11 protein-coding genes are annotated in these 11517 nt (G+C 74.8%); 6 read left to right on the top strand and 5 right to left on the bottom strand.

Annotation, left to right across the window (positions count from 1 at the left end):
* The first annotated feature begins 50 nt into the window (after nucleotides 1–50).
* Both AB0N63_RS24275 and AB0N63_RS24270 read left to right on the top strand, forming a co-directional pair.
* A complete protein-coding gene (locus tag AB0N63_RS24275; protein ID WP_009188866.1) occupies nucleotides 51–692 on the top strand; it encodes a helix-turn-helix domain-containing protein in 642 nt (213 codons plus the stop codon).
* A 116-nt stretch (nucleotides 693–808) separates the two neighbouring features.
* Complete coding sequence (locus AB0N63_RS24270) at nucleotides 809–1603, top strand: S16 family serine protease (RefSeq protein ID WP_365531386.1); 795 nt, start codon at nucleotides 809–811, stop codon at nucleotides 1601–1603.
* Between the two features lie 164 nt (nucleotides 1604–1767).
* Here AB0N63_RS24270 and AB0N63_RS24265 read toward each other — a convergent pair whose 3' ends face one another.
* The 3 genes from AB0N63_RS24265 to AB0N63_RS24255 all read right to left on the bottom strand — a co-directional run bounded on the left by AB0N63_RS24265 (nucleotide 1768) and on the right by AB0N63_RS24255 (nucleotide 3170).
* A complete protein-coding gene (locus AB0N63_RS24265; RefSeq protein WP_365531384.1) occupies nucleotides 1768–1956 on the bottom strand; it encodes a hypothetical protein in 189 nt (62 codons plus the stop codon).
* A gap of 11 nt (nucleotides 1957–1967) precedes the next feature.
* Nucleotides 1968–2576, bottom strand: a complete 609-nt coding sequence (locus tag AB0N63_RS24260) for a winged helix-turn-helix domain-containing protein (RefSeq protein WP_365531382.1) — start codon at nucleotides 2574–2576, stop codon at nucleotides 1968–1970.
* A 123-nt stretch (nucleotides 2577–2699) separates the two neighbouring features.
* Nucleotides 2700–3170, bottom strand: coding sequence for an Lrp/AsnC family transcriptional regulator (locus AB0N63_RS24255; protein WP_365531380.1), 471 nt, complete (start codon nucleotides 3168–3170; stop codon nucleotides 2700–2702).
* A gap of 125 nt (nucleotides 3171–3295) precedes the next feature.
* On the opposite strand from AB0N63_RS24255, the gene hppD reads away from it, so the two are divergent.
* Complete coding sequence (gene hppD / locus AB0N63_RS24250; protein ID WP_365531379.1) at nucleotides 3296–4444, top strand: 4-hydroxyphenylpyruvate dioxygenase; 1149 nt, start codon at nucleotides 3296–3298, stop codon at nucleotides 4442–4444.
* A 379-nt stretch (nucleotides 4445–4823) separates the two neighbouring features.
* On the opposite strand, the gene AB0N63_RS24245 is transcribed toward hppD, so the two are convergent.
* Entirely contained in the window at nucleotides 4824–6446 is a 1623-nt protein-coding gene (locus tag AB0N63_RS24245; RefSeq protein WP_365531377.1) for a tetratricopeptide repeat protein, read from the bottom strand.
* Between the two features lie 126 nt (nucleotides 6447–6572).
* Between AB0N63_RS24245 and AB0N63_RS24240 the strand changes: the two genes are divergently transcribed.
* The 3 genes from AB0N63_RS24240 (at nucleotide 6573) to AB0N63_RS24230 (ending at nucleotide 10818) form a co-directional block, all read left to right on the top strand.
* Nucleotides 6573–7988: an FAD-linked oxidase C-terminal domain-containing protein gene (locus AB0N63_RS24240; RefSeq protein ID WP_365531375.1), complete on the top strand. Its 1416-nt coding sequence runs from the start codon at nucleotides 6573–6575 to the stop codon at nucleotides 7986–7988.
* 266 nt (nucleotides 7989–8254) lie between these two features.
* Entirely contained in the window at nucleotides 8255–9886 is a 1632-nt protein-coding gene (locus AB0N63_RS24235; RefSeq protein WP_365531373.1) for an RDD family protein, read from the top strand.
* 110 nt (nucleotides 9887–9996) lie between these two features.
* Nucleotides 9997–10818 (top strand): RDD family protein, encoded by an 822-nt coding sequence (locus AB0N63_RS24230; protein ID WP_365531371.1) that lies wholly within the window; start codon nucleotides 9997–9999, stop codon nucleotides 10816–10818.
* 75 nt (nucleotides 10819–10893) lie between these two features.
* On the opposite strand, the gene AB0N63_RS24225 is transcribed toward AB0N63_RS24230, so the two are convergent.
* Nucleotides 10894–11223 (bottom strand): hypothetical protein, encoded by a 330-nt coding sequence (locus AB0N63_RS24225; RefSeq protein WP_365531369.1) that lies wholly within the window; start codon nucleotides 11221–11223, stop codon nucleotides 10894–10896.
* Nucleotides 11224–11517 lie beyond the last annotated feature (294 nt).

The following is an 11517-nucleotide window of genomic DNA, read 5'->3' as shown; positions in this document are numbered from 1 at the left end:
CAACCGCCGCGACGGTCGCCGCCGACCTCACCACTTAAGGAGTGGGCGTCGTGACCGCGGAGACCTCCCAGACGCTCGACCGGGGCCTCAGGGTCCTCAAACTGCTGGCCGACACCGACCACGGGCTGACCGTCACCGAGCTGTCCCTGAAGCTGGGCGTGAACCGTACCGTCGTGTACCGGCTCCTGGCCACCCTGGAACAGCACGCCCTGGTCCGCCGCGATCTCGGCGGCCGGGCCCGGGTCGGACTCGGCGTGCTGCGCCTGGGCCGGCAGGTGCATCCGCTGGTGCGCGAGGCCGCCCTGCCCGCGCTGCGCTCGCTGGCCGAGGACATAGGGGCGACGGCCCATCTGACGCTGGTGGACGGGGCCGAGGCGCTGGCCGTCGCCGTGGTCGAACCGACCTGGACGGACTACCACGTCGCCTACCGGGCCGGGTTCCGCCACTCGCTGGACCGGGGCGCGGCGGGCAAGGCGATCCTGTCCGCCCGCCGCCAGCCCATGGCCGAGCCCGGCTACACCCTCACCCACGGCGAACTGGAGGCCGGCGCCTGCGGCGCGGCGGCGCCCCTGCTGGGCGTGACCGGCGTCGAGGGCAGCGTGGGCGTGGTGATGCTCGCCGACTCCGTACCCGAGCGGGTGGGCCCGAGGGTGATGGACGCGGCCCGCGAGGTGGCCGAAGCGCTGCGGTGAGCGGGCCGCCGGGCGGCGGCCGGGGCGGTGGAGTGCGCGGCGCGGCCCGTGCCGTGGCCCCGTCGCCGCTCGCGGGCGGCGACGGGCCGTGCACGGGGGTCGCGTAGATTGACCCCGTGCTCTCTCGCCTCACACGCCCCCAGGCCGTAGCCGTCTGCGCGCTGCCCGTCGTGGCCCTCCTCGCCACGGCGGCCCTCGCTCCGCTGCCGTTCTCGGTGGCGCAGCCGGGGTCCACGGCGGACGTGCTCGGGTCGTTCAAGGGCAGCCAGGTGATCACCATCTCCGGCGCGCCCGTCCGGCACACCAGCGGGCAGCTGCGGATGACGACCATCGTGGCGACCGGCCCCGACGCGCACGTCTCGCTGGGCGACGTGGTGGACGGCTGGTTCGCCACCGACCGGGCGGTCATGCCGCGCGACGCGGTCTACCCGAGCGGCGACACCGTCAAGGAGATCGAGCGGCACAACAGCGAGCAGATGAAGCAGTCCCAGGACGCGGCCACCGAGGCCGCGCTGAAGTACCTGGGGCTGAGCGGCGACAAGGACATCAAGGTGTCGCTGAAGCTCGCCGACATCGGCGGCCCCAGCGCGGGCCTGCTGTTCACCCTCGGCATCGTCGACAAGCTGCACGGCGCCGGCGACGGCGGCGACCTCACCGGCGGCCGCACCATCGCCGGTACGGGGACGATCGACGCCGACGGCACGGTGGGCGCGGTCGGCGGCGTGGCCCTCAAGACGCAGGCCGCCCGCCGCGACGGCGCCACCGTCTTCGTGGTCCCCAAGGCGGAGTGCGCCGACGCCAAGGCGGAGCTGCCGAAGGGGCTCCGGCTGATCCCGGTGACCACCCTCAAGGGCGCGGTGAACGCCCTGACGGCCCTGCGGACGGGCAAGGGCTCGATCCCGAGCTGCTAGGACCTCTCGGCTGGATCCTGCCGGGCCCGCGGGGTCTGGTGCCGCTTCCCCAAGCTCTTCGAGCAGGGGCCCCACGCGGCGCAGCCGGTCGCCTCGCCGGGTCCTCCGGTCTCGTCGGGTTGGTGGGTTCGGCTGGTTTCGTCGGTCTTTCAGGTCTCCCGGGTTCAGGCGTGGGCGAGCGTCGGCTTCGGGGCGGTGGCCAGCCGCAGGCCGACCTCCACGAGGGTCCAGCCGAGCCGGGCCCGCAGCTCGCCCGGCCGCCCGGCCTCCGCGGCCGGCCGCCGCGCCTGCGCCGCGGCGCGCAGTTCGGCGGCGCGGGCGTGGTGCAGCATCAGATGAGTCTCGGGATGCATCGCGGGGCCTCTCAGTCCGTGTGGGTGGGGAAGACGTGGGTGTGGACGCGGACGCGCTCGGCGTCGGGGGCGTCCGCCGGCTCGGGCAGGTCGCGGTACTCGTTGACCAGTGCGTGCATGCGTGTGATGAGTTCGCGGGTGCGCCCGGGCGTGAGCCGCAGGGTCATGTCGCTCAGGTCGGAGGCGTGGGTCCAGGGCTCCGGCCAGGTGTGCCGGTTGCCGAGCCAGGTGGACAGCTCCTGGGTGTGCCGGGTCGCCACCTCGTGCATGACCATGTCGAGCGCGCCGCGCACGGCCGGGTCGGTGTCCGTGAACAACTCCTCCTCGAACACCAGGCCTTCGTGGGCCGCCCGCCACCACCGCTCGCGCCCCTTGCCGTGCTCGGGGGCGTCCTCCACGAAGCCGTAGGTCGCCAGCTGCCGCAGGTGGTAGCTGGTCGCACCGCTCGACTCGCCCAGTTTCCCGGCGAGTTGCGAGGCGGTGGCCGGGCCGCCGAAACGCAGCGCGGTGAGCAGTTGGACGCGCAGCGGATGGGCGAGGCCGCGCAGTGAACGGGCGTCGAGCCGGTGGAAGTTGTGCTCCGAGGGCTGCGGGGACTCCGAGGGTGAGGGCTCCGTCATGCGTACAAAGGTAGCGTTGCAAAGGAATGCTTGCAACGTGTTCTTTGCAAGCAGTCTTCCGGATCTCGGCGGCCCGGGCTCCCGGCCCCGGCGTGTTCCGACGGGAGGCCCCTGGACCTGCGCCTACTCCTCCTCCGCCGCCTGCTCCACCAGCGGGATGATCCGCAGCGGCACCGGGTTCTCCATCACGATCGCCGTCGAGGCGCGGACGATGCCCTCGATCCCCACCACCCGGTCGATCACCCGCTGGAGGTCGGCGTTGGAGCGGGCCACCAGCCGGCACAGCATGTCGCCGGTGCCGGTGGTGGTGTGCAGCTCCAGCACCTCCGGCACGGTCGCCAGATGGGCCCGGACTCCCGCGCCCTGCCCCTGCCGGATCTGCAGCGTGGCGAACGCGGTCACCGGGTAGCCCAGCGCGGCCGGGTCCACCTCCGGGCCGAAGCCGCGGACCACCCCGTTCGCCTGGAGCCGGTCCATCCGGGCCTGCACCGTCCCGCGGGCGACCCCGAGCCGCCGGGACATCTCCAGCACGCCGATCCGCGGTTCGCGCGCCAGCAGCACGATGATGCGGCCGTCCAGTCGATCGATCGCCATGAGCCCGCCTCCCGAGGTGGTCATCCTGTACAGAAAGCCCGCCGGTGCCGGGCCGTCACTGGTCACTTTGCCCAGTGAATACGCGAACTATTGCGCACCTTGCGGACCCGGGTGAACCTTCCGCTATGACGCAGACCACAGAGCACACTCCCGAAGTGACCGCCCGGCAGGCCGACCCCTTCCCGGTCAAGGGAATGGACGCGGTCGTCTTCGCGGTGGGCAACGCCAAGCAGGCGGCGCACTACTACTGCACCGCCTTCGGCATGACCCTGGTGGCCTACTCCGGACCGGAGAACGGCAGCCGGGAGACCGCGAGCTACGTCCTGGAGAGCGGCTCCGCCCGCTTCGTGTTCACCTCGGTGATCAAGCCCGCCACCGAGTGGGGCTCCTTCCTCGCCCAGCACGTGGCCGAGCACGGCGACGGCGTCGTCGACCTCGCCATCGAGGTGCCGGACGCGCGCGCCGCGTACACGTACGCCGTCGAGCACGGGGCGCGCTCCGTGGCCGAGCCGTACGAGATCAAGGACGAGCACGGCACGGTGGTCCTGGCCGCGATCGCCACCTACGGCGAGACCCGCCACACCCTGGTCGACCGCTCCGGCTACACCGGCCCGTACCTGCCCGGCTACGTCGCCGCCAAGCCGATCGTGGAACCGCCCGCCAAGCGCTCCTTCCAGGCCGTCGACCACTGCGTCGGCAACGTCGAGCTCGGCCGCATGAACGAGTGGGTCGAGTTCTACAACAAGGTCATGGGCTTCACGAACATGAAGGAGTTCGTGGGCGACGACATCGCGACCGAGTACAGCGCGCTGATGTCCAAGGTCGTGGCCGACGGCACGCTCAAGGTCAAGTTCCCGATCAACGAGCCCGCCGTCGCCAAGAAGAAGTCCCAGATCGACGAGTACCTGGAGTTCTACGGCGGTGCCGGCGTCCAGCACATCGCGCTGAACAGCAACGACATCGTGCACACGGTGCGGCAGATGCGGGCGGCGGGCGTGGAGTTCCTCGACACCCCCGACAGCTACTACGACACGCTCGGTGAGTGGGTCGGCGACACGCGGGTGCCGATCGACACCCTGCGCGAGCTGAAGATCCTCGCGGACCGCGACGAGGACGGCTACCTGCTCCAGATCTTCACCAAGCCGGTCCAGGACCGTCCGACCGTCTTCTTCGAGATCATCGAACGCCACGGCTCGATGGGCTTCGGCAAGGGCAACTTCAAGGCCCTGTTCGAGGCGATCGAGCGCGAGCAGGAACGCCGCGGCAACCTCTGACGGCCCGGCGCCCGGGGGCCGGCCCGGCCCCGCCGGTCTCGGGTCGCGTCGCCGGCGCGGGGTACGCTCCGGATCTCGCGCACCCGCCTGGCCCCGGGGGCGCTCCGGGCCTGGGGCGCCTGCCCGTTCCTTCGGGCGCGCTCCCGGTTCCCGGCGCCTGACCGGTCTCCGGCACGCGCCTGACGTTCGTACAGGTGCCCGGCGTCGGCGCGCCCGGCCTCCGCGCGCCCGCCCCCGGCCGGTCCTCGGCCTCGGTCGGTGCTCGGCCTCGGCGTGGTGCCGGTCGGTGCGCGACCGGTACGGGTGCCGTGGTGGGCGCACCGGGTGCCGGACGGGAACCGGATGCCGGACCTCGCCGTACGCCGCGCTCGGCGTACGGTCACCGCCTCGCGCCGGCCCCGGTCCCCGAATCCTGACCCGCGCCCTCCCCGTCCCCGCCCGCCGCAGACGTCGGAGTGACCGCCTGCGGCGGGGACGGCGGTGCCGCCGCGGGCGGGGGCGGTGCCGTAGGCGCAGGCGCTGGTGCGGCCTGGAGCAGGACGCCCTCCGGGGCCTCCGTCAGCGGCGGGTCGCCCAGGTCGGACAGCGCCTCCTGCGCCGCCGGGGCCCACAGCGGCGAGAACGCCGGGTTGGTGCGCAGCGCCAGCTCCAGATGGCGGCGGGCGACGCCGGGGCGGCCCAGGGCCAGCTCGATCGCGCCCCGGTGGTACGCGTACAGCGCCTTCCGTACGCCACCCCCCTTCGCCGAGTCCGTCGCCGTCGTGGCGAACGTCAGCGCCTCGTCGTCCTGGCCGTCCCGGTGCAGTGCCCACCCCAGGGCGTCGGCCACCGCGATCCCCGGCTGGCGCCGCCACTCCTCGCGCAGCCGCTCCACCGCCTCGGCCGCGTCGCCGTGGTCCGCCTCCAGCCGCCCGAGCACCAGCTCGCCGTCCACGCCGGCCGCCGCCTGCTGCCGTACCCGCGTCCGCACCAGCTCGTACTGCGCCGCCGCCCGCTCCTCGTCGCCCGCCGCCTCGTACAGCTCCCCCAGTTCCAGGAGCAGTTCCGGGTCCGGCCGGCCGGCGAGCGCCGCGCCGTACGCGGCCCGCGCCTGCGCCGTACGCCCCAGCGAGGCGAGCGTCCGGGCCCGTCCGGCCAGCGCCTCCCGCTGCCCGCCGTCCAGCCGCAGCGCCGCCTCGTCGTACCGGAGCGCTTCGGCGAAGTCCCCCCGCTCCCAGGCGATCCGCCCGTACTGCGCCAGGTAGGCGGCCCGCTCGGCGGGCTCGGTCGCCCGCTGCGCCGCGTCGGTCAGCTGGGCCGCCGCGTCCTCCCGCCAGCCGCGGTCCCAGTACACGGCGGCGGCCCGCGCCGCGGCGGCGGGGGAGCGGTGCAGCTTCAGCAGTTCGTCCAGGGCGCGCCGGGCGGCCTGGTGGTCGCCGAGACCGCCGTAGGCGTCGAGCAGCGGCGGATACGCCGCCCACCGCTTCGGCTCCAGCTCCAGCGCCGCCTCGGCCCACTTCCGCGCCGCACCGAAGTCCCGCCGCTCGTCCGCCAGCGCCGCCAGCCCGGTCAGGGCGTCCGCGTTGCGCCGCGGACGCAGCCGCAGCGAGGTCCGCAGGGCGCTGTCGGCCTTCGGGAGGTCGGCCGGGTCGGCGGTGCGGCGGCCCCGCTCCACATAGGCCGCCCCGAGCACCGCCCACGCCGCCGCGTCCGTGGGCCGCCGGCGCACCAGCCGTTCCCGGTCGGCGATCAGCTGCGCCAGGGCGCGCGGCGCGGCCGGCGCCCCCGCCGTCACCGCGCTCAGCGCCCCCGCCGCACCGGACACCGCGGGCGCGGGCGAGGGCCGTCCGGCGTGCCGCTCCGGCCGGTCCGGCGGCAGCAGCCACACCGTCGCCAGCACCCCGGCCGCCCCTGCGACCACGAGCAGCGCCCCCAGCCCGAGCAGTACTCTCGGCAGCAGCCGCGACCGCCGTTCGCCCTCGCTCGTCAGGGACGTGGCCGGGCCGCGCAGACGCTTCTCCATGGCGCACACTGTGCGCCGCCGCCCGCCCCCGGGCGGCCCGCGACCCGGCGGCCACGGCGACCGCCACCCGGCAGGCGGAGGGGTGCGCGCGGCGGGGTTCACACGGATGGTCCCGAGTGCAAGGCTGTGATCATGAGCCGTATCCAAGCCGACCCCCACGAGGGCGTCGCCGCCCCGGGCCCCCTCACCGACCGGCTCCTCAGGGGCCTGCCGGCCGAGGCGGTCCTCACCGACCCCGACGTCACGGCCTCCTACGCCAACGACATGGCGAGCTTCTGCCCGTCCGGAGCCCCGGCCGTCGTCGTCCTGCCGCGCACGGTGGAAGAGGTGCAGCACGTGATGCGCACCGCCACCGAACTACGCGTCCCCGTCGTCCCGCAGGGCGCCCGCACCGGACTGTCCGGCGCGGCCAACGCCTCCGACGGCTGCATCGTGCTCTCCCTGACGAAGATGGACCGCATCCTGGAGATCAACCCGGTCGACCGGGTCGCGGTCGTCGAACCCGGCGTGATCAATGCCGCCTTGTCCCGCGCCGTGAACGAACACGGCCTGTACTACCCGCCGGACCCCTCCAGCTGGGAGATGTGCACCATCGGCGGCAACATCGGCACCGCCTCCGGCGGCCTGTGCTGCGTGAAGTACGGGGTCACCGCGGAGTACGTCCTCGGTCTGGACGTGGTGCTCGCCGACGGCCGGCTGATGTCCACCGGCCGCCGCACCGCCAAGGGCGTCGCCGGCTACGACCTCACCCGGCTGTTCGTCGGCTCCGAGGGCTCCCTCGGCATCGTCGTCAGGGCCGTGCTCGCCCTCAAGCCGCAGCCGCCGCAGCAGCTCGTCCTCGCCGCCGAGTTCGCCTCCGCGGCCGACGCCTGCGACGCGGTGTGCCGGATCATGGCAGGCGGGCACGTCCCCTCACTGCTCGAACTGATGGACCGTACGACCGTCAAGGCCGTCAACGACCTCGCCCACATGGGTCTGCCCGAGACCACCGAGGCCCTGCTGCTCGCCGCCTTCGACACCCCCGACCCGGCCGCCGACCTCGCCGCCGTCGGCGCGCTGTGCGAGGCGGCCGGCGCCACCCAGGTCGTCCCCGCCGACGACGCCACCGAGTCCGAACTGCTGCTCCAGGCACGTCGGTTGTCGCTGACCGCGCTGGAGGCGGTCAAGGGCACGACGATGATCGACGACGTGTGCGTGCCGCGTTCGAAGCTCGGCGAGATGCTCGACGGGGTCGAGCGGATCGCCGAGAAGTACCGGCTCACCATCGGCGTCTGCGCCCACGCCGGCGACGGCAACACCCATCCCACCGTCTGCTTCGACGCCCGGGACGAGGACGAGTCCCGGCGCGCCCGCGAGTCCTTCGACGAGATCATGGCCCTCGGCCTGCGGCTGGGGGGCACGATCACCGGCGAGCACGGCGTGGGCGTGCTGAAGAAGGAGTGGCTGGCCCGCGAGATCGGCCCGGTGGGCGTCGAGATGCAGCGTGCGGTCAAACAGGTCTTCGACCCGCTCGGCATCCTCAACCCGGGCAAGCTGTTCTGACCCCCGTGTCCGGGGGCTTCGGGATTACGCCGCCCGGCGGATCTTCGCCCGCCCTTCCGCACCAGCCTCACCCCGGCTTCTCACCGGCCTTCCGCCGGCTTTCCCCTGACGCCCCCCCACTTCCGCCTCCTTCCGCCGATGTGAAGTACGTGCCCGAGGTTGCCCGGAAAGGGGTGGGTCCGGCGGGACTGGCGCTAAGGGGTGCGCGGGTCTGGTAGATGTGGAGGCCCCCAAGACGACCCCCGAGCAGATACGGGACGACGGACATGAGCGCCCCAACCCCGGCACCAGGTGACGACAGGCCCCGCGAGGGGTACTACCCGGACCCGTCCATCCCCGGATACGTCCGGTACTGGAACGGCGCCTCCTGGGTGCCGGGCACCAGCCGGCCGGCGCCCGCCGACGGCGAGGCGCTCAGCCCGCCGCCCGGGGTGCGTCCCGCGCAGGCGGCGGCCCCCGCGCTGGAGGAGACCGGCCCGCACTTCTTCGACGAGGACCCCGTCGAGGAGCCCGGCCCCGCCCCGGCGACGGGCGTCCGCCCCGAACCGGCGACGGCCTGGGGCGCCGACGCGTCCCGGCAGTCGGGCTTCGGCGGCGACCAGGACCGCCGGGTCTCCTGGGGCGAGCCCGCGGCCGCCGACCCCCGGCTGCCCCACGCCGGCGGCCCGGCGGCCACGCCCGGGACACGGGCCGACGACCAGGGCCACCACGCGCCGCACGGCCAGGACGGCCCGGCGCAGGGCCGGCCGGAGACCGGCAGCACCTTCGTGTTCCGCCGTCCCACGGACGACGACGCCCCGGGGCAGACGCCCGGCGGGCCCGGCATCCCCGGGCCGGCAGGGCCCCGCGCCGACGACGGCACCATGACCTTCCGCCCGGTGCCCGGCCCCGCCCGGCGGGGCGGCCCGGCCGGCCCCGGGGCGCCGTCCGTGCCCGCGCAGGCTTCACCCCTGCCGGCGGGCCCGGACCCGCAGGGTCCCGTCGGCGCCCCGGAGTCGGCCGGCGCCCCCGGTTTCGGCGCCGGGAAGGCCGCCGCCGCCCGCGCGTCGGCCGCGCAGGGCCAGGTCCCGGGACAGGGCCAGGCTCCGCGCCACTCGCAGGCACAGACACCGGGACCGGGACCGGCCCCCGGCGTTCCGGCCGCCCACTCCGCGCCCCCCGCGCCCCCCGCCTCCTCCGTCCCGCCCACGCCGCCCGCCCCCTCGCTGCCCCACCAGTCCGGACTGCCCCAGCCCGCGTCCGTCCCCGCCCCGGCCGTCGCCGTGCCCGCTCCCACGACCAGCGGTCCCGGCGGCGGGCAGGCGTCCTGGGCGCAGCAGGTGCACCAGCTCGCCGGGGCGGGCGAGGACCAGCCGGTCGCCCCCTGGAAACCGCCGGTCGAGGACCCGTTCCAGGCCGCCGCGCGCCGCCAGGCGGAGGCTCGGCCCGCCGGACTCGGCAGGCGGCTGGCCGCCCGGCTGGTCGACTCGGTCGTCCTCGGCGCCGTCACCGCCGTGGCCGCCGTGCCGCTCGGCGTCAAGGCGGCCGACCACGTCGACGAGAAGATCGACGCGGCGAAGCGCTCCGGCCAGACGGTCACCGTCTGGCTGCTGGACGGCACGACGGCCACCTGCCTCGGCATCGTGCTGGCCGTGCTGCTGCTGTTCGGCGTGGTCTACGAGGCGCTGCCGACCGCCCGCTGGGGCCGCACCCTGGGCAAGAAGCTGTGCGGCCTCCAGGTGCGGGACATCGAGGCGCACGAGCCGCCGTCCTTCGGGGCGGCGCTGCGCCGCTGGCTCGTCTACGGCGTGCCCGGACTCCTCGTGATCGGGGTGGTGGGCGTGGTGTGGTGCCTGTTCGACCGGCCGTGGCACCAGTGCTGGCACGACAAGGCGGCGCACACGTTCGTCGCCGGGTGACCGGGCCGGCGCGGGCGGGGTGACCGGGACGGCGTAGGGGAGGCCCTCGGGGTCATCCGTACGGATGCTCGCCGGATGCGGCGCGGGCGGGTTCGAGATCCACTCGGCGCATGAGCACCGAACCGCCCCCCGGCTCCGAACCACCGCGTGGCTCCGGACCCCCGCCCCCGCCCCAGGGCGGCGGAAACCCGTACGACGAGCACCCGCCCGCCGGCGACGGCGGCACGGGGACCGGCGGCGGAAACCCGTACGAGGGCGGTCCCGGACCGGGCGGCGGCAGCCCCTACGGCGGTGGACCGGGCGGCGGCCCCTACGGGCCGGGCCCCGGACCGGGAGGCGGTGGCCCTTACGGGGGCGGAGGCGGCCCCTACGGCGAAGGCGGCGGCCCTTACGGCGGCGGAGGCGGCCCCTACGGCGGCGGAGGCGGCCCCTACGGGGGTGGTCCCCACGGCGGCGGCCCGTACCCGAACGACCCCCTCGCCGGCATGCCCCCGCTCGCGGACAGCGGCCGCCGCACCCTCGCCCGGATCATCGACCTGATCCTGATCGGCGTCATCGCCTGGCTGGTCACCTGGGCCCTGCACGTCAACGAGTACGCGATGAACGCCGACCAGATCGAGGTCGGCAGGTCACTCGGCCAGTCCGCGGTCGGCCTGGTCCTGTACATCGCCTACGACACCTTCATGACCGCGCGGCGGGGCCAGACCCTCGGCAAGCGGTGGCTGGGGATGCGGGTGGCGAACCTGTCCGACGGCTCCACGCCGACCGTCGCGACCTCGCTGGCCCGCGCCGCCGTGCTCTGGGTGCCGTTCTGGTTCTGCTGCGCCTGCCTGTGGCTGGCGATCTGCGGCGGCTGGAGCTTCTTCGACCGGCCCTACAAGCAGGGCCTGCACGACAAGGCGGCGAAGACGGTGGTGGTCAGCACGGACTGACGCGCGGGCGGTGCCCGGTCGCCCGTCCGTGAGGTCGCCCACCCGTAGGGGACGCCCCGGGCGTCCCGTCGGGGCTCAGGACCCCGAGGACCGCCGCCGGCCCGACTCCGCGCCCGCGGAGACGGCCTCCCGCCGTTCCGGCGCCCACACCCGCCCGGACGCCGCACCGGCCCCGGCGGACCCGACGGGCCCCGCAGTCGTCGCCCCGGCGGCCCCGGCCGCCGCCTCCCGCGCCTTGGGCAGAGGCACCGTCAGGGCGACCAGGAGCCCCAGGGCGAGGGCGGCCAGGGCGATGACGGCGATCCCCACGCCCGAACTCGTCTGCGACAGCAGCAGCATGGCGAGCGTCGACATGATCACGGTGCAGGAACCGTAGGCGAGCTGTGCGGCGGTCGGACGAGGCATGGCAATCGTGTCCTCGGAAGGTCTTCGGGGGCGACGGGATGACGTTGACGGCCTGGCGTTCCGCCGATTCCGGGCGTCCGGCCAGTCGACTCTATTCGCCTCCATGCCCGAGCGGAACGCGTGGTAAGCGTGACCTAACCCACGGTGCCGGTGCACGGGGGGCGCACGGAGTCACGCAGCACCCCCGGCGGGCACCCCGGGTGGCGGCCGCCTGTCCGTAAAACGAACGTCTGCTCCGCATAGTGCACTTGATCTGCTCAAGTCAAGGTCTGTCTTTTCTCGTAAACCTCTAGT

Origin of the sequence: Streptomyces sp. NPDC093260, assembly GCF_040683715.1 — a bacterium.
GTDB lineage: Bacteria > Actinomycetota > Actinomycetes > Streptomycetales > Streptomycetaceae > Streptomyces > Streptomyces sennicomposti.
Note: the sequence above shows the minus strand (reverse complement) of the source record. Positions and strands in the feature narration are given on the sequence as shown.